Below are 15,725 nucleotides of genomic sequence, written 5' to 3'. Positions count from 1 at the left end.
CGCGCCCATGGGCGAGTTCGTGATCTTCCTCGCCTCGCTCGCCGCGGTCCTCGTGCTCGCGCTGGTCGCGCGGCTGCTCCGGCTCGGCGGCGGATCGATCGCCGATGCGGCAGAGGCGATGCGCGAAGCCGAGGCGCAGCTTCCCGGATTCGACGCGGAGCGCGCGCTGGTCGGCAGCGATGGCCAGGCGGCGCTGGTGCATGGCCGCGACGGTAGCGTGGCACTGCTCAAGATGCACGGCACCCAGGTCGCGGCGCGGCGCCTCCTCGCCCCCGCGATCCGGCAGACCGACGCCGGCCTGCTCGTCGCGAGCGGCGAGCGCCGCTTCGGCGAAGTGCTCGTCCGCGGCATTTTCGAAGCGTCCTGAATTCCTATCCTCCCCCGCCAGGCGGAGGTGTCAGCCGCAAGCTGAAGGAGGGGGCGGATGCCAGAACATGGCGGCGCGCTTCCTCCCCCTCCGTCGCCTTCGGCGCCACCTCCCCCTGGCGGGGGAGGATAAACCTCTTCAATGCCCCCGCGGGCGCGAACAGTGACACGCTATTTACATTAGGGTAAGCAGTCACTCCGATGCCCAGCCTGCCCGATCCCGTCAATCTCGCGGTCCCGGCCTTCGTGCTGCTCGTGCTGGCGGAAATGGTCGTGGCCTGGGCGAAGGACCGCCGCCGCTATTGCCCGCGGGACACGCTGACTTCGCTCGGTCTCGGATTGGGGAGCACGGTCGCCGGGCTGCTCTCGGGCGGGCTCGTCTTCGCGATGGCGGTCTGGGTCTGGCAGTTCCGTCTCTTCGATATTCCCTGGGCCTGGTATTGGTTCGTCGTCGCCTTCGTGCTCGATGATCTGGCCTATTATGTCTTCCATCGCTCGGCGCACCGCGTCCGCTGGTTCTGGGCGAGCCACGTCATCCACCATTCGAGCCAGCATTATAATCTGTCGACGGCGCTGCGGCAGACCTGGACCGGCTTCTTCAGCCTCGGCTTCCTGTTCCGCCTGCCGCTGTTCCTGATCGGCTTTCCCCCGGCGATGATCTTCTTCGTCGCAGGAGTGAACCTGATCTACCAGTTCTGGATCCACACCGAAGTGATCGGGCGGATGCCGCGCTGGTTCGAAGCGGTGATGAACACGCCGTCGCACCACCGCGTCCACCACGCGACCAATCCACGCTACCTCGATCGCAACTATGCCGGCGTCTTCATCGTCTGGGACAAGCTGTTCGGCACCTTCGAGCCGGAGCGCGACGACGATCGCCCCCGCTACGGCATCGTCAGGAACCTCGGTAGCTTCAACCTGCTCTGGGCGGCGTTCCACGAATGGATCGGCATCGCCCGCGACGTGTGGCACGCACCCGATTGGCGTGCGCGGCTGAACTATATGGTCAAGCCGCCCGGCTGGAGCCACGACGGCAGCCGCGACACGTCCGAGACGATAAAAGCGCGCTGGGAGGCGCGGCAGCAGCGGGAGGGTGTGTGGAGCAGGCCGACATCGTCGTCATCGGCGGAGGATCGGGCGGGAGCGTCGTCGCAGGCCGCCTGAGCGAGGGTGGCCGATACCGGGTTGCGTTGCTCGAGGCGGGCGGGCGCAACACCGGCCTCAAGACGATCATGCCGGGCATGATGCCCTTCCAGGGCGAGGCGACCAACTGGCGGTTCGAGACAGTGCCCCAGCGTGGGCTGAATGGCCGCCGCGGCTATCAGCCCCGCGGCCGCGGGCTCGGCGGATCGAGCGCGATCAACGCGATGCTCTACGTCCGCGGCCACCCCCGGGATTACGACCAATGGCGCGATCTCGGCTGCACCGGCTGGGGCTGGGACGATGTGCTGCCGTGGTTTCGGCGAAGCGAACGCAACGAGCGCGGCGCCGATGCTTTCCACGGCGACGCGGGACCGCTCTGGGTCAGCGACCAGCGCTTCGCCAATCGCGGCAGCCACGCCTTCGTCCGGGCGGCCGAGGCCCTCCAGATCCCGGTCAACCACGACTTCAACGGCGCGTGCCAGGAAGGCGTGGGACTCTATCAGGTCACCCAGCGTGGCGGCGAACGCTGGACCGCGTCGCGTGCCTATCTTTCCGGCGCCCGCGAAAACCTCACGATCCTCTGCGATACCCTCGCCGAGCGCGTGCTGTTCGAGGACGGGCGCGTGGCCGGCGTCGCCTATTTCCAAGGCAGCGAGCGGCGGACGATCCGCGCGCCGCGCGTGGTGCTCGCCGCGGGCACCTTCCAGACGCCGCAGCTGCTGATGCTCTCGGGCATTGGGCCTGCCGCGCATCTTCGGGAGGTGGGGATCGATGTCCGGCTCGATCGCGCCGCGGTCGGCGCCGACCTGCAGGACCATGTCGATTATGTCGCGGCGTTCGAGACGCCGGGCAGCCTGTTCCTCGGCAAGTCGCTGCGCGGCACGATCCGCTCGATGGGCGCGCTCGTCCAGTGGCTGCTCACGCGGCGCGGCGGGATGACGTCGCCCTTCGCCGAGGCGGGCGGCTTCCTGCGCACCGATCCGGCCGACGAACGCCCCGACGTCCAACTCCATTTCGTCGTCGCTATCGTCGAGGATCACGGTCGCGCCAAGGTGAAGGCCCACGGCTTTTCGTGTCACGCCTGCGTGCTGCGTCCGGACAGCTGCGGCACGGTGCGCCTGCAATCGCCCGATGTAACCGCGCCGCCGCTGATCGATCCCGATTTCCTGGGCGATCCGCGCGACATGGAAGTGCTCAAGCGCGGCGTGCGCGCGATGTACCGCATCCTCCAAGCCCCGCCGATGGCAGCCTTCGAAGGGCGCGACCGCTATCCGCTCGACCTCGCCGACGATGCTGCGCTCGAAGCGCTGCTCCGCGCGCGTTCGGACACGGTCTACCACCCGGTCGGCACCGCTCGCATGGGATCGGATGCCGCGGCGGTCTGTGACCCGCGCCTCCGCGTCCGCGGCGTCGAGGGCCTCTACATCGCCGATGCTTCGGTGATGCCCCGCCTGATCGGCGGCAACACCAACGCCCCCACCATCATGATCGGCGAACGCTGTGCCGCCTTCGTGCGCGAGGATCTCGCATAAATCTCTCTACGGCTTGCCTCGCTTGCAAAATAGGATTTCGCCTGCTTGGCTCGGGCAGCGGGGTTCGCGCCTTGCTGCTCTTTGACCTCGTGATCCCATAGGCTGCTGCGCGGTGCGAAGTTGACCCGGCAAAAACCTTGAATCGAGTCAACCGGGTCAACCAACCATTTGGTTGAATATTATCCGGCGGGACCGTGACAAATCGTTTCATACATTTGAATTGAAAGTATTTTTAAAGCGCTGTCTCAGTTGACTCGATGCGGCACTCGCGGCGGAAAGCTAAACCTTTCGGTTGAATCTCGACATAGGATTCAACGCGATTCAGCCGGCTTCCCGCGCCGCCTGCCGCCCGAATAAAAAAGGGCCGGTGGAGAACCACCGGCCCAGTGCGTCCGCAGGAGGAACGTCGGTTGGAGCGCCGCGCGTGCAGGAGAGTGCGCGGCGCTCCGAGCTCGTCAGTAGTTGTAGGCGCGCTCGCCGTGCGCGTTGATGTCGAGGCCTTCGACCTCGACCTCGGCGCTCGGCCGCAGCCCGACCGTGTGCTTGAGTGCCAGGAACAGGATCGCCGATACGCCGCCCGACCAGATCAGCGTGACGGCCACTGCCTTGATCTGGGTCACGAGCTGCGCGCCCATGTCATAGGTGCCGGCGACCGCGGGCATCACGGTATAGTCGAAGAAGCCCTGGCCCCCGAGCGCCGGGTCCGCGACGATGCCGGTGCCGATCGCGCCGACGATGCCGCCCACGCAGTGCACGCCGAACACGTCGAGCGAGTCGTCATAGCCGAACTTGTTCTTCACCGTGGTGACGAAGAAGAAGCAGACGACCGAAGCGACGGCGCCGAGCACGATCGAAGTCCCCGGAGCGGCGAAGCCCGCCGCGGGCGTGATCGCGACCAGGCCGGCCACCACACCCGAGGCCGCGCCGAGCAGCGAGGACTTCTTGTGCACGATCTGCTCGATCAGCGCCCACACCAGCCCGGCGGCCGCAGTGGCGACCAGCGTGTTCATGAAGGCGAGGCCTGCGAGCGCATTGGCCTCGAGGTTCGATCCGGCGTTGAAGCCGAACCAGCCCACCCACAGCAGCGAGGCGCCGATCATGGTCATCACCAGGCTGTGCGGCGCCATCGGCTCGCTCTTGTAGCCGATCCGCTTGCCGATCACGAGGCAGCCCACGAGACCGGCGATGCCGGCGTTGATGTGCACCACGGTGCCGCCCGCGAAGTCGAGCGCGCCCATGCCCCACAGAAAGCCCGCGTCGCTGGTGTTGGCCGGCAGGAAGTCCGGGCCGGCCCAGTACCAGACCATGTGCGCGACCGGGAAATAGACGATGGTCAGCCAGGCCACGACGAAGAGGATCAGCGGCCAGAACTTCACCCGCTCGGCAAAGGCGCCGACGATCAGCGCAGGCGTGATCGCCGCGAAAGTCAGCTGGAACACCACGAACACGAGCTCGGGCAGGTAGACGCCGTTCGAGAAGGTCGCCGCGAAGGTGGTCGCGTCGACGCCGCTCAGGAACATCTTGGAAAAACCGCCGACGAACGGCGCGAGCGCGCCCGAACCGGCGGTGAAGGCCATCGAATAGCCCCAGCCGACCCACACCAGCGCCGCGACGCAGACGATGGTCAGCACCTGCATCAGCACCGACAGCATGTTCTTGGCGCGCACCAGGCCGCCGTAGAACAGCGCGAGACCGGGCACCGACATCATCAGCACCAGTGCCGCGGACACGAGCATCCAGGCGACGTCGCCCTTGTTCACCATCGACGCGTCCGGCGTCACCGTCGCGACGGCGGGCGCGGCTGCGTCCTGCGCCCAGGCAGGCAGCGCCGCAAACGCCGCGAGCCCAGCGCCCGCGGCCAAAGTCTTGGCTAGCTTCATTTCGACCCCCTTCATCACAGCGCCGTCTCGTTGGTCTCGCCGGTGCGGATCCGCACGGCCTGACCCATGTCGAGGACGAAGATCTTCCCGTCGCCGATCGCTCCCGTGCTCGCCGCAGCCTGGATCGCCTCCACGGCGCTGTCGGCAAGGTCGGCGCCCACTGCGACCTCGATCTTGATCTTGGGCACCATGTTGGTGCTGTATTCGGCGCCGCGGTAGATTTCGGTCTGGCCCTTCTGGCGGCCGAAACCCTTCACTTCGGACACGGTCATGCCCGTCACGCCGACCTGCGTCAGCGCCTCGCGGACTTCGTCCAGCTTGAATGGTTTTATGATGGCGATGATGAGTTTCATTTCGCCCCCTCTTGGCGGTTGTCCCGGGGGAGCGATCAGCAAGCGCCGTGCCAGACGCAGGATTCGCGCATTTCTGCCGTCAGGCGGCGCAATCAAATGTCACGAACATGTAAATTTTTGTGCAGATGCGAGCGTCTGCCTAAAAATCAGGCAGGTCATTGATAATGGCGCGGGCGCGTTCGAGATCCTCGTCGTCGACCATTACGCGCACCGGGATCAGCAGCCAGCTCCCGTCGGCGATGCTCGCGCCGGCATCGAAAACAAAGCTCATCACGTCCTCGGCTTCGAGCCGCGACTGGACGAAGAACGCCTCCTGCCGGTCGAAGCGGCCGAGTTCGACGAGCGCCATCAGCCGGCCAGTTCGCGCAACCGCGCCGCCACTGCCCCGGGGTCGGGCAAGTCGATTCCCATCTCCCGCGTAAGGATCGTGCAGAATTCGTCGGCATCCTCCACTACGCGGCGCTCGAAGCTGCCATCGCGCCCATAGCGCGTGAACAGCCCGCTGCGCACCGCCAGCCGCCCGTCGGGGAGCACCCGCGCACAGGTCACGCCCTGAGTGAAGTGCGAAGCGGGGCTGGTCGAGACCCACCAGTTGATCGCCTCGAAGTCGATCGCGAGCTGCGGGTGGAGGTCGAAGCGATAGGTGGTCCGCCATTCGTCGTCGATGCGGATCTGCTGCCGCCATTCGCCGCCTTGTTCGAGCAGCCGGAAGGGCTCGTGCGGCGTCGTCTGCTCGATGTCCGGTACCAGATCGAGCACCCCGGTCAGCACCGCGCCGCCGAAGCCCACGTCGACGATCACCGGCCCCTCAGGCAGATCGACCCGAAGCAGCATGTGGCTGCGCGGGGTGATCGCATCTTCGGCCATGTTCCACAGCACGCGCGCAGCGAGCGGCGTCACTTTGAAGCCGATCGTCTCCAGCACTCGCCAGAACAGCCCATTCTGCTCGAAGCAATAGCCGCCGCGCCGGCCATGGACGAGCTTGTCGACCAAGGCCTCCGGATCCAGCTGAACCGGCCGGCCGAGCAGCGGATCGAAATTCTCGAACGGAATCGCCAAAGTGTGGCGCAGCACCAGCTCCGCGAGCGTCGCGCGGTCCGGCGCGGGTGTCCCCGCATAGCCGATGCGCGTGAAATAGGCCTGAAGGTCACGATCGAAGAGCATGTGCACGGCCTAGCTTAGATCGCTGGCGGGCAACAGCATTCGCATCACGAGAAGATGTTGATGCGCAAATAGGATGCGCATACTTTATGCGCATGAAACATGCGTCCATCGCGTCAGGCAAGCGCAAGGCAGTCAACCTCTCGCTCGACACGGGCGTGGTCGAAGCCGCCCGCGAGGCGGGTCTGAACCTTTCGCAAGTGTGCGAAGCCGCACTTCGCGACGCCAGCAAGCAGGAACTCGAACGCCGCTGGAAGGAAGAGAATCGCGATTGGATCGAGGCCCACAGCAAGTGGGTCGAAGCCAATGAGCTGCCGCTCGAGAAGTACCGCATGTTCTGATGGCGCGATTCGATATCTATGAATTGAAAAGCGGGGCATTGGTACTGGATTGCCAAGCCGACATATTCGAGGGGATCGGCACGCGGTTCGTAGTCCCGCTGATCCCCCTGGGAGAAGGGCCACCAACTAATCCCCGGCTTCATCCGCAGTTCGAGATGAACGGGCGGGCGCTGATCATGATGACGGAATTCGCCGCCGCGATCCGTACTTCGGAACTACGAACCAATATCGGCTCGTTGGCGCACGAGCATTTCCGGATCATCGGCGCGATCGACACGCTGACCGGCAGCGGCTGATCAAGCTGCGGTCCCGCCCACCGTCAGTCCTTCCACCAGCAGCGTCGGCTGGCCCACGCCAGCGGGCACGCTCTGCCCGCCCTTGCCGCACATGCCGATGCCTTCGTCGAGGGCGAAGTCGTTGCCGATGCCGGTCACCTTGTTGAGCACCGTCGGACCGTCACCGATCAGCGTCGCGCCCTTGATCGGTGCGGCCAGCTTGCCGTTCTCGATCATGTACGCCTCGGTGCACGAGAAGACGAACTTGCCCGAGACGATGTCGACCTGCCCGCCGCCGAAGCTCTTGGCATAGATGCCGCGCTTCACCCGCGACATCAGCTCGGCGGGATCGTCTTTGCCGCCTTTCATGAAGGTGTTGGTCATCCGCGGCATCGGCGCGTGCTGGAAGCTCTCGCGGCGCCCGTTGCCGGTGGGCTCCACGCCCATCAGCCGCGCGTTGAGCCGGTCCTGCATATAGCCCTTGAGGATACCGTCCTCGATCAGGATCGTCTCGCGGGTCGGCGTGCCTTCGTCGTCGATCGAAAGCGAGCCGCGACGGTCCATGATCGAGCCGTCGTCGACCACGGTCACCCCCGGCGCCGCGACGCGCTCGCCGACCCGGCCCGAGAAGGCGCTGGTGCCCTTGCGGTTGAAATCGCCCTCGAGCCCATGGCCCACCGCTTCATGGAGCAGCACGCCAGGCCAGCCAGGACCGCAGAGCACGGTCATGTCGCCAGCGGGCGCGGCGACGGCATCGAGGTTGACCAGCGCCTGCGCCAGCGCCTCGTCGATCGCGCGGTTCCACGTCGCCGGCTCGAACAGCCGGTCATAGAGCGTGCGCCCGCCGGTGCCGAAGCTGCCCGTCTCGCGGCGGCCGTTTTGCTCCACCACGATCGACACGTTGAGCCGCACCAGAGGCCGAACGTCGGTGGCGATGAAGCCGTCCGGACGGACGATCTCGACCACCCCCCACGACCCGGTGAGCCCCACCGATACCTGCACCACGCGCGGATCACGCGCGCGTGCCGCGGCGTCGATCGTCTGGCACAAGTTCACCTTGTCGGCGAAGGGGACCAGGTCGAGCGGGTCCGCATCGGTATAGAGGTGACGATTGTTGCCCTGCGGCGCCGGCGCCTTGGCCTGCTTCGCCGGATCGATCAGCGCCATCGTCTCAGCAGCGCGGCGGATCGCCTGCGGGCTGATCTCGTTGGCGTGCGCGAAGGCAGTGGTCTCGCCCGAGACGGCGCGAAGCCCGAAGCCCGATTGGGTGTCGAATGAAGCCGTCTTCAGTCGTCCGTCGTCGAAGCCGAAGGCTTCGGTCTTGCGATATTGGAGATAGAGCTCGCCGTCCTCGGCATTGCCGAGCGCCTCGGCAGTGAGCTGTGCCGCGGTCTCGGGATCGAGGCCGTCGCGATAGAGGAAGCTGCGCGGGTCGGAGGGGATCGTCATCCCACCGATATAGGTGTCTTAAACGCTGACACCAGCCGGGCGTTTCTGCGGCGCTTACCGGCTGGCGCCGGACGCGATGTCGGGAAGATCGCTCTGGTCGGCGCCGTCGGCGGGCCCGCCGATCAGGATGAAGCGCCGGTCGCAATAGCCGCAATCGACATAGCCGTGCTCGTCGATCTGGAGGAATACGCGCGGGTGCCCCAGTGCGGCGGGCAGGCCGGGGCCGGTGCCGTCGCAGGCGACGCGGGCGGTGGAGGTGCGGATGATCTCGGGCAGGGGCGCGGTCATGCGTGGCGATTAGCAAAGGCGGAGGGGGCTCGCAATCACATGCACAGCGTCCTAATGCACGCCGCATGACCCAGGCCGCGATCGAGATCCAGGACCTTTGCAAGACCTACGCGGGCGGCAAGCGCGCGCTCGACGGCGTCACCTTCGAAGTGCCGCGCGGCCAGATCTTCGGGCTGCTCGGCCCCAACGGCGCGGGCAAGTCGACGCTGATCAACATCCTGGCGGGGCTGGTCAACAAGACCGGGGGTCGCGCCTCGGTCTGGGGCTTCGACATCGATGCCCATCCGCGCAACGCCAAGGGTTCGATCGGGATCGTCAATCAGGAGATCACCTTCGATCCCTTCTTCACGCCGCGCGAGACGCTCGAGCTCCAGGCAGGCCTTTACGGCGTGCGCAAGGATCGCTTCGATGCAATGGCGCTGCTCCGCGCCGTGCATCTCGAGGACAAGGCGGAGGCCTATTCGCGCACGCTTTCGGGCGGCATGAAGCGCCGGCTGATGGTCGCCAAGGCGATGGTCCACTCGCCGCCGATCATCGTGCTCGACGAGCCGACCGCCGGGGTCGACGTCGAGCTTCGCCAGCAGCTCTGGGCCTATGTGAAGGAGCTCAACGCACGCGGGGTCACGGTGGTGCTCACCACCCACTATCTCGAAGAGGCCGAGGAGCTGTGCGACCGGATCGCGATCATCAACCACGGCAAGCTCATCGCCAACAAGCCGACGCGCGAACTGGTGGGCATGGCGCAGGAGAAGGTGGTCGAGGTGACCGTCGACCGTGACGTGCCGGCGCTTCCTGAAAACCGCTGCTTCCAGAAGATCGAGGCGAAGGGCGAGCGCATGTTCGTCATCACTTATCGCAAGGACCAGGCGAACGCAGGCGAAGTGCTCGGCGCCGTCCAGTCGAGCGGCTACGGCATCGTCGACGTTTCGACCCGCGAGGCCGATCTGGAGGACGTATTCCTCAATCTCACCCGGGCGGCCAACGCCTAGGCGCTACCGCCGGTGGCGGGCGAGGAAGGCCCACATCGCTTCGTTGTCCGCCGTCCAGACATGCCCTGCGCCGGGGGTGATCCGCGCGACCACATCGGCAGTGCTCCGGCAGTCTACATAGGCTCGTTCGATCACACCGCTTGCCAGCCGGCGCTCGGCCAGCGGGCGGCGGCAGGCGTTGAGGTCGGCCCAGCGCGCTTCGGCGGTGTGCATCGGATATTGCCAATATCCTGCGCCGCCGCCCTGGATGGGGTTGGTGGTGTCCTTGTCCCCGGCGAAGGCGATCACCGGCATCGGGCGGCTCGGCGTGCAGGTCGCGGGGTCGGGGAAGCGGGGGTCCGCCTTCGAGGGATTGCCGGCGCGCAGCCCCACCACCGGGGCGATCGCGGCGAACCGGTCGGCGGCGACGCAGCCGAGCCAGGAGGACATCCGCCCGCCGCCCGACAGGCCGGTAGCATAGACGCGGCTGCGGTCGGCGCAGCCTTGTGCCACGAGCCAGTCGATCGCCGCGCCCAGATAGGCGACGTCGTCGGGATCGCCGGGGCCGGGTACCTTGCCGGTGACGGTCGGCACGCCGGGGATGTTCCATACATAACCCTTGCCGGCCGGAATGCCGCCGTCGGGTGCGGCGAGGAGGAAGCCATGGCGCTCGGCGGTTTCCTCGAGCTTCGACTGGACTAGGATGCCCGCCCCGTCGCCGGTGCTGCCGTGGAGCACGAAGAGCAGCGGCGCCCGCCCCTTCAGCTTCGCCGGCACCCGGAGCAGCATCGACCGGCCGGTGTCGCCGATCGCCACGCGCTGGGTCGTTCCGGCCTTGCCGAGGGTGCAGGAAGCGGCAGCAGCGGGTGCCCAAACGGCGGCGAGCGCCAGTATCGCGAAACCCAGGCTATGGCGGCGCATATCTGTCTCCCGTTGCCAGCGGCGGCGCTTAGCGCCTAGTCGGAAAGCCAAAGCAGCGGAAGAGACATGGCCGGCGAACCTCACAACAGCGACATCCTCGTCATCGGCTCGGGCGCGGCGGGGCTCACCGCGGCGCTCAACCTCGCCGAGCGGTTCAAGGTCACCGTGCTCGCCAAGGGGCGGCTCGACGAAGGCTCGACCGCCTGGGCCCAGGGCGGGATCGCCGCGGTGCTCGAGCCCGGCGACAGCTTCGAGAACCATGTCGAGGACACGATGATCGCCGGGGCGGGGCTCAACGATCGCGCTACGGTGGAGTTCGTGGTGGAGAACGCGCCCGCGGCGATCGACCGGCTCGCCAAGCTCGGCGTGCCGTTCAACACCGAAGGCAACACCCTCCACCTCACCCGCGAGGGCGGGCACAGCCACCGCCGGATCGTCCATGTCAACGACGCGACCGGCTGGGCCGTCCAGGAAGCGCTGCTCAAGGCGGCGCGTGCGCACCCCAACATCACCATGATCCCCGACATGGTGGTGATCGACCTCGCCACCAGCCGCCACGAGATGCGCTATTCCGGCGCGGGCAGCGTCTGGGGCGTCTATGCCTTCAGCCGCGCGACCAAGCGCGTCGAGCTGTTCACTGCGCGCGCCACTGTGCTGGCCTCGGGCGGCGCCGGCCGCACCTATCTGTTCTCGACCGCGCCGCGCGGGGCGACCGGCGACGGCATCGCGATGGCGTGGCGCGCGGGGTGCCGCATCTCCAACATGGAGTTCATGCAGTTCCACCCGACCTGCCTCTACAACCTCGAGGTCAAGAACTTCCTGATCACCGAAGCGGTGCGCGGCGAGGGCGGGCATCTCAAGAACCCCAACACCGGCCACCGTTTCATGCCCGAGCTCGATCCGCGCGCCGAGCTGGCGCCGCGCGACATCGTGGCGCGGGCGATCGACGCCGAGATCAAGCGCTTCGGCCTCGACTATGTCCATCTCGACATCAGCCACATGGGCGCGGAGTTCGTGAAGCACCACTTCCCGACGATCCACGCGCGGCTGCTCGACCTCGACATCGACATGACGAAGGAGCCGATCCCGGTGGTGCCGGCGCAGCACTATACCTGCGGCGGGGTGGTGATCGACCGCGACGGGCGCACCGACCTGCCCAACCTCTATGCCGCGGGCGAAGTCAGCCAGTCGGGGCTCCACGGCGCCAATCGTCTAGCGTCGAACAGCCTGCTCGAATGCTTCGTGTTCGGCGAGGCGGCGGCCAACCATATCGCGGCGAGCTGGGGCGACCTCGCCCCCCCGCCGGCGATCCGGCCGTGGGACGAGAGCCGCGTGACCGATTCCGACGAGGAAGTGGTCATCAAGCAGAACTGGACCGAGATCCGCCGCTTCATGTGGAACTATGTCGGCATCGTCCGGACGACCAAGCGGCTCGAACGCGCCGCGCACCGGATCAAGATGCTGCGCGAGGAAGTCGCCGACTATTACGGTCATTTCCGCGTCACGCCCGACCTGATCGAGCTGCGCAACCTGCTCGAAAGCGCCGATCTGATCGTCCGATCGGCGCTCCACCGCAAGGAGAGCCGCGGGCTGCACTATACGCTCGATTATCCCGAGACGCTCGACGTGGCAGTGGACACGGTGCTGATGCCCTGAGGGCGGGAATTGACTCGGGCGAATATTCAACCAGCTGGTTGAGCTTTCGGCGGGGAGTCAGGCGTCGCTCGACTCGCTGGGTGCCGGAAGAACTTCTTTTATTCGCAACTGCCTGGGGCACTTGTCGCGCTTAAAGGCGCCGCGATAGTCAACCGAATGGTTGCGCAACTGCTTGACTCGATTCGACGTTTTTCACGCGCGTGAGTCAACCGCGGACACGGCGCTCCACAGTCGCGCGCGGGGAGAATCATCACAAGATCAAAGAGCCGCGAGGCGGGCCCCGCGCGGGGAGCACAGCAGGCGAAATCCTATTTTGCAAGCGCAGGGGCTGGGCCTGTATCGATACCTTCCCTTCGACAAAGCCGGCCGACAGCGGCTAAGGCGCTGGCCATGAATCTCGTCACCCTCACCGGCGAGCCCTGGGCCGATTACGGGCTGCTCGACAGCGGCCACGGCCGCAAGCTCGAACGCTACGGCGCCTATCGCTTCATTCGCCCCGAGCCCCAGGCGATGTGGGCACCTGCCTCCGCAGACTGGGACGCGCATGGCGAGTTCTTGCCCGGATCGGACGAGGAAGGCGGCGGTCGCTGGACCTTCGCCAAGCCGGTGCCGCGCGAAGGATGGCCGCTCGCGTGGAACGAGGCGCGCTTCACTGCGCAGAACACGCCGTTCCGCCACCTCGGCTTCTTCCCGGATATGGCGCCGGTGTGGAGCTGGATGCGCGAGCGGATCGAAGACGCCGAGGCGCCCGAGTGCATGAACCTGTTCGGCTATACCGGCGTCGGCACCCTCGCGCTCGCCGCCAGGGGCGCGCGCGTGACACATGTCGATGCGTCGAAGAAGTCGGTCGCCGAGGGCAAGGCCAATGCCGCGCTTTCGGGGATGGAAGACAAGCCCATCCGCTGGATGATCGACGACGCCGCCAAGTTCACTGCGCGCGAAGTGCGGCGTGGGCGGCGCTATGACGGAATCATCCTCGATCCGCCCAAATGGGGCCGGGGGCCGAACGGCGAAGTATGGAAGCTCGAAGAGGGGCTTCCGGCGCTGATCGCCGACACGCGGAAGCTGCTCGACGCGGAGTCGCGCTTCCTGTTCCTCACCGTATATGCTGTGCGCATGTCGGCGCTGGCGATCGGCGAGCTGGTCCGCCAGCATTTCGCCGATCTGGGCGGCAAGGTCGAATGCGGCGAGCTGGCGGTGCGCGAGGAGGCGCGGGGGTTGCTGCTGCCGACGGCGATCTTTGCGAGGTGGAGCCGCTGAAAGCCCTCTCCCGGAGGGGAGAGGGAGCTTAGCTTAGCTCCGCCCCATCCGCATCGCCGCGCCCGCCACCACCGGGCACCCCGCTACCAGCAACAGGCTCACCGCGCCGAGCAGCTTGAGAGCGCCCGGCTGGCCTGCGGTCGACCCTGCGCCGAAGATCAGCAGCGGCACCGCGAAGGGCAGCATCACCAGCCCCGCGAGCGCGCCCGCGCCGCGCAGCCCGGCGACCAGCGCGGCGGTCGCGACGCCCAGCGCGGCAAGCCCGGGTGTGCCGATCGCAAGGCCCGTGAGGATCGCGACCAGCGCCGCTCCCGGCAGCTGGAGCAGCGCCGCGGCGATCACCGTCGCGAGCAGCAGCGCGGGCGCGAAGCCCAGCCAATGGCCGATCATCTTGGCCGCAGCGACGGGGGTGTCCGAAACTCCGCGCACTGCATATTGATCGAGCACGCCGCTCTCGGCGTCGGGCGTCACCAGCCGCTCGACCGGGAGCAGCGCTGCGAGCAGCGCCGCCGCCCAGATCACGCCCCCGCCGATCCGCGCGAGCAGCCGCGCGTCCGGCCCCACCGCGAAGGGAAACAGGATCGCGACGAGCAGGAAGAAGACGATCGGCATCGGCAGCCCGCCGGTGCTCCACGCGCGCCGAAGCTCGCGCCAAACGATTGCGCCGAACCCGCTCACCGTCGCCCCTTCCGTTCGTGCTGAGCTTGTCGAAGCACGTTTCCCTTCGCTTGCGAGGGAGGTCGCCCTTCGACAAGCTCAGGGCGAACCGGGAGTGGACGCGTCACAGCGCGATCTCCTGCGCGTCCGGCAGCGCCAGCGGCAGGTGCGTCGCGGCGACCACGATCCCACCCGTCTCACGGTGCGCGGCGATCGCCGCCTCCAACAAACTTACCGATGCGGTGTCGAGCCCGTTGGCGGGCTCGTCGAGCAGCCACACCGGTGCCCCGCTTGCGATCACCCGCGCCAGCGCGGCGCGGCGGCGCTGGCCGGTCGAGAGCAGCCGCACCGGCACTTGCGCGAGCGAACCGAGCCCCACCGCCGTCAGCGCAGCCTCGACGCCCGCTGCCTGCCCGTCGAGCCGCGCCCAGAAGCGCAGCGCCTTGCCGAGCGACAGCTCGGGATCGAGCGCCGCCGTCTCGCCGAGCAGAGCGCGCGCGCCTTCGCCCTGTACCGTGCCCACGGCGGGTGCCAGCAGCCCCGCGGCGATGCGGATCAGGCTCGATTTGCCTGCGCCGTTGGGCCCGGTCACCAGCGCCGCCTCGCCGGGGGCGAGCGCGAAGCGCAGCCCCTCGAACAGCAGCCGGCCGCCGCGCATGCACGCCACGCCCTCGAAGGCGAGGCCGGGCGTCACTCGGCGCTGTCCTCCAGCGCGTGCATGTCGTCGTCCGAAAGCCCGAAATGATGCCCCACCTCGTGCACCACGATATGGCTCACCAGCGCTTCGAGCGAGACGCCGGTTGCCGCCCATTCGTCGAGGATTGCGCGGCGATAGAGATGGATGCGGTCGGGAAGCGCGCCCGAATCGAACGAAGATTTCTCGCCGATCGGCCGGCCGTGATAGAGTCCGGTGAGGTCGAACGGGTCCTCGATACCCATCGCGTCCAATGTCTCGTCGTCGGCGAAATCCTCGACGATCAGCACCACGTCGGCGAGATGGCTGGCGAACGGCTCGGGGATACGCGCGAGCGCGGCGCGCGCGAGGCGCTCGATGTCTTCGGCGGAAGGCGCTTGCCCGTGCATGCCCAGGTCCATAGGCGTTAGCGACGAGTTGCGGCAAGGAGCAGCAGATGGTCGAGCAGTTGAGCGATGCCGAGCGCGCGGACGCGCTCGATGACCTTGAGGACTGGGACTATGACGAGGCGCGCGACGCGATCACGCGCAGCTTCACCTTCCGGGATTTCAATGAAGCGTTCGGCTTCATGACCCGCGTCGCGCTGCTCGCGGAGAAGGCCGATCATCACCCCGAATGGTCGAATGTGTGGAACCGGGTTGAGATACTGCTCACCACGCACGACGCCGGCGGGCTCTCGGGCCGCGACATCGAGCTCGCGCACGCGATCGACGCGCTGTTCTGAAGACTCTCCCCTCCCTGCTTGCAGGGAGGGGGCGGGGGTGGGTGCGCGCGTCTGCGC

The 15,725-nt window shown here is 67.3% G+C and carries 18 protein-coding genes and 1 pseudogene; 9 read left to right on the top strand and 10 right to left on the bottom strand.

Annotated features, from left to right (window positions below):
* The first annotated feature begins 7 nt into the window (after nt 1-7).
* From ACMGDH_RS02540 to ACMGDH_RS02530, 3 genes are all read left to right on the top strand, one after another.
* Complete coding sequence (locus tag ACMGDH_RS02540) at nt 8-367, top strand: hypothetical protein (RefSeq protein ID WP_436826346.1); 360 nt, start codon at nt 8-10, stop codon at nt 365-367.
* 200 nt (nt 368-567) lie between these two features.
* The gene (locus tag ACMGDH_RS02535) at nt 568-1,530 is read left to right on the top strand and encodes a sterol desaturase family protein (RefSeq protein WP_436826345.1); all 963 of its coding nucleotides are present in this window, start codon (nt 568-570) and stop codon (nt 1,528-1,530) included.
* A complete protein-coding gene (locus ACMGDH_RS02530) occupies nt 1,464-3,041 on the top strand; it encodes a GMC family oxidoreductase (RefSeq protein ID WP_436826344.1) in 1,578 nt (525 codons plus the stop codon). Before ACMGDH_RS02535 ends, ACMGDH_RS02530 begins: the two co-directional genes overlap by 67 nt.
* Before the next feature lie 455 nt (nt 3,042-3,496).
* On the opposite strand, the gene ACMGDH_RS02525 is transcribed toward ACMGDH_RS02530, so the two are convergent.
* The 4 genes from ACMGDH_RS02525 to ACMGDH_RS02510 all read right to left on the bottom strand — a co-directional run bounded on the left by ACMGDH_RS02525 (nt 3,497) and on the right by ACMGDH_RS02510 (nt 6,438).
* A complete protein-coding gene (locus ACMGDH_RS02525) occupies nt 3,497-4,921 on the bottom strand; it encodes an ammonium transporter (RefSeq protein ID WP_436826343.1) in 1,425 nt (474 codons plus the stop codon).
* Nucleotides 4,922-4,935: 14 nt separating this feature from the next.
* A complete protein-coding gene (locus ACMGDH_RS02520) occupies nt 4,936-5,274 on the bottom strand; it encodes a P-II family nitrogen regulator (protein ID WP_436826342.1) in 339 nt (112 codons plus the stop codon).
* A 139-nt stretch (nt 5,275-5,413) separates the two neighbouring features.
* Complete coding sequence (locus ACMGDH_RS02515; protein ID WP_436826341.1) at nt 5,414-5,623, bottom strand: putative signal transducing protein; 210 nt, start codon at nt 5,621-5,623, stop codon at nt 5,414-5,416.
* Nucleotides 5,623-6,438, bottom strand: coding sequence for an arylamine N-acetyltransferase family protein (locus tag ACMGDH_RS02510; protein ID WP_436826340.1), 816 nt, complete (start codon nt 6,436-6,438; stop codon nt 5,623-5,625). The genes ACMGDH_RS02515 and ACMGDH_RS02510 overlap by 1 nt, the downstream gene beginning before the upstream one ends.
* A gap of 86 nt (nt 6,439-6,524) precedes the next feature.
* Between ACMGDH_RS02510 and ACMGDH_RS02505 the strand changes: the two genes are divergently transcribed.
* Complete coding sequence (locus ACMGDH_RS02505) at nt 6,525-6,776, top strand: type II toxin-antitoxin system CcdA family antitoxin (RefSeq protein ID WP_436826339.1); 252 nt, start codon at nt 6,525-6,527, stop codon at nt 6,774-6,776.
* On the top strand, nt 6,776-7,072 hold the full coding sequence (locus ACMGDH_RS02500; protein WP_436826338.1) for a CcdB family protein: 297 nt from the start codon (nt 6,776-6,778) through the stop codon (nt 7,070-7,072). Before ACMGDH_RS02505 ends, ACMGDH_RS02500 begins: the two co-directional genes overlap by 1 nt.
* On the opposite strand, the gene tldD is transcribed toward ACMGDH_RS02500, so the two are convergent.
* Entirely contained in the window at nt 7,073-8,500 is a 1,428-nt protein-coding gene (gene tldD, locus ACMGDH_RS02495) for a metalloprotease TldD (RefSeq protein ID WP_436826337.1), read from the bottom strand. It lies immediately after the preceding gene.
* Nucleotides 8,501-8,554: 54 nt separating this feature from the next.
* Complete coding sequence (locus tag ACMGDH_RS02490) at nt 8,555-8,788, bottom strand: zinc-finger domain-containing protein (RefSeq protein WP_436826336.1); 234 nt, start codon at nt 8,786-8,788, stop codon at nt 8,555-8,557.
* Between the two features lie 65 nt (nt 8,789-8,853).
* Between ACMGDH_RS02490 and ACMGDH_RS02485 the strand changes: the two genes are divergently transcribed.
* The gene (locus ACMGDH_RS02485) at nt 8,854-9,777 is read left to right on the top strand and encodes an ABC transporter ATP-binding protein (RefSeq protein WP_436826335.1); all 924 of its coding nucleotides are present in this window, start codon (nt 8,854-8,856) and stop codon (nt 9,775-9,777) included.
* A 3-nt stretch (nt 9,778-9,780) separates the two neighbouring features.
* Here ACMGDH_RS02485 and ACMGDH_RS02480 read toward each other — a convergent pair whose 3' ends face one another.
* Complete coding sequence (locus ACMGDH_RS02480; RefSeq protein WP_436826334.1) at nt 9,781-10,677, bottom strand: CE1 family esterase; 897 nt, start codon at nt 10,675-10,677, stop codon at nt 9,781-9,783.
* A gap of 66 nt (nt 10,678-10,743) precedes the next feature.
* On the opposite strand from ACMGDH_RS02480, the gene nadB reads away from it, so the two are divergent.
* Both nadB and ACMGDH_RS02470 read left to right on the top strand, forming a co-directional pair.
* Nucleotides 10,744-12,333 carry an L-aspartate oxidase gene (nadB, locus tag ACMGDH_RS02475; RefSeq protein ID WP_436826333.1) on the top strand — a complete coding sequence of 530 codons (1,590 nt, stop codon included), beginning with the start codon at nt 10,744-10,746 and terminating at the stop codon, nt 12,331-12,333.
* Between the two features lie 390 nt (nt 12,334-12,723).
* Entirely contained in the window at nt 12,724-13,593 is an 870-nt protein-coding gene (locus ACMGDH_RS02470) for a class I SAM-dependent methyltransferase (protein ID WP_436826332.1), read from the top strand.
* Between the two features lie 33 nt (nt 13,594-13,626).
* Here the strand turns inward: ACMGDH_RS02470 and ACMGDH_RS02465 are convergent, their stop codons facing one another.
* The 3 genes from ACMGDH_RS02465 to ACMGDH_RS02455 form a co-directional block, all read right to left on the bottom strand.
* On the bottom strand, nt 13,627-14,271 hold the full coding sequence (locus tag ACMGDH_RS02465; protein WP_436826331.1) for a heme exporter protein CcmB: 645 nt from the start codon (nt 14,269-14,271) through the stop codon (nt 13,627-13,629).
* Nucleotides 14,272-14,374: 103 nt separating this feature from the next.
* Entirely contained in the window at nt 14,375-14,944 is a 570-nt protein-coding gene (gene ccmA / locus ACMGDH_RS02460; RefSeq protein ID WP_436826330.1) for a heme ABC exporter ATP-binding protein CcmA, read from the bottom strand.
* Entirely contained in the window at nt 14,941-15,333 is a 393-nt protein-coding gene (locus tag ACMGDH_RS02455; protein WP_436826329.1) for a metallopeptidase family protein, read from the bottom strand. The genes ccmA and ACMGDH_RS02455 overlap by 4 nt, the downstream gene beginning before the upstream one ends.
* Before the next feature lie 41 nt (nt 15,334-15,374).
* Here ACMGDH_RS02455 and ACMGDH_RS02450 point away from each other — a divergent pair.
* Nucleotides 15,375-15,668 (top strand): annotated as a pseudogene (locus tag ACMGDH_RS02450) (4a-hydroxytetrahydrobiopterin dehydratase); the annotation flags it as partial.
* Between the last annotated feature and the right edge of the window lie 57 nt (nt 15,669-15,725).

The organism is Sphingomonas radicis (genome assembly GCF_051400635.1).
Taxonomy (GTDB): Bacteria; Pseudomonadota; Alphaproteobacteria; order Sphingomonadales; family Sphingomonadaceae; genus Sphingomonas.
This window is presented reverse-complemented; position numbering and strand designations above follow the sequence as displayed.

Coding starts and splice junctions, on each gene's coding strand:
- ACMGDH_RS02520 (WP_436826342.1), bottom strand. CDS start 5,274: ATGAAACTCATCATCGCCATCATAAAACCATTCAAGCTGGACGAAGTC.
- ACMGDH_RS02535 (WP_436826345.1), top strand. CDS start 568: ATGCCCAGCCTGCCCGATCCCGTCAATCTCGCGGTCCCGGCCTTCGTG.
- ACMGDH_RS02515 (WP_436826341.1), bottom strand. CDS start 5,623: ATGGCGCTCGTCGAACTCGGCCGCTTCGACCGGCAGGAGGCGTTCTTC.
- ACMGDH_RS02490 (WP_436826336.1), bottom strand. CDS start 8,788: ATGACCGCGCCCCTGCCCGAGATCATCCGCACCTCCACCGCCCGCGTC.
- ACMGDH_RS02480 (WP_436826334.1), bottom strand. CDS start 10,677: ATGCGCCGCCATAGCCTGGGTTTCGCGATACTGGCGCTCGCCGCCGTT.
- ACMGDH_RS02500 (WP_436826338.1), top strand. CDS start 6,776: ATGGCGCGATTCGATATCTATGAATTGAAAAGCGGGGCATTGGTACTG.
- ACMGDH_RS02470 (WP_436826332.1), top strand. CDS start 12,724: ATGAATCTCGTCACCCTCACCGGCGAGCCCTGGGCCGATTACGGGCTG.
- ACMGDH_RS02525 (WP_436826343.1), bottom strand. CDS start 4,921: ATGAAGCTAGCCAAGACTTTGGCCGCGGGCGCTGGGCTCGCGGCGTTT.
- nadB (WP_436826333.1), top strand. CDS start 10,744: ATGGCCGGCGAACCTCACAACAGCGACATCCTCGTCATCGGCTCGGGC.
- ACMGDH_RS02505 (WP_436826339.1), top strand. CDS start 6,525: ATGCGCATGAAACATGCGTCCATCGCGTCAGGCAAGCGCAAGGCAGTC.
- tldD (WP_436826337.1), bottom strand. CDS start 8,500: ATGACGATCCCCTCCGACCCGCGCAGCTTCCTCTATCGCGACGGCCTC.
- ACMGDH_RS02455 (WP_436826329.1), bottom strand. CDS start 15,333: ATGCACGGGCAAGCGCCTTCCGCCGAAGACATCGAGCGCCTCGCGCGC.
- ACMGDH_RS02510 (WP_436826340.1), bottom strand. CDS start 6,438: ATGCTCTTCGATCGTGACCTTCAGGCCTATTTCACGCGCATCGGCTAT.
- ACMGDH_RS02485 (WP_436826335.1), top strand. CDS start 8,854: ATGACCCAGGCCGCGATCGAGATCCAGGACCTTTGCAAGACCTACGCG.
- ACMGDH_RS02540 (WP_436826346.1), top strand. CDS start 8: ATGGGCGAGTTCGTGATCTTCCTCGCCTCGCTCGCCGCGGTCCTCGTG.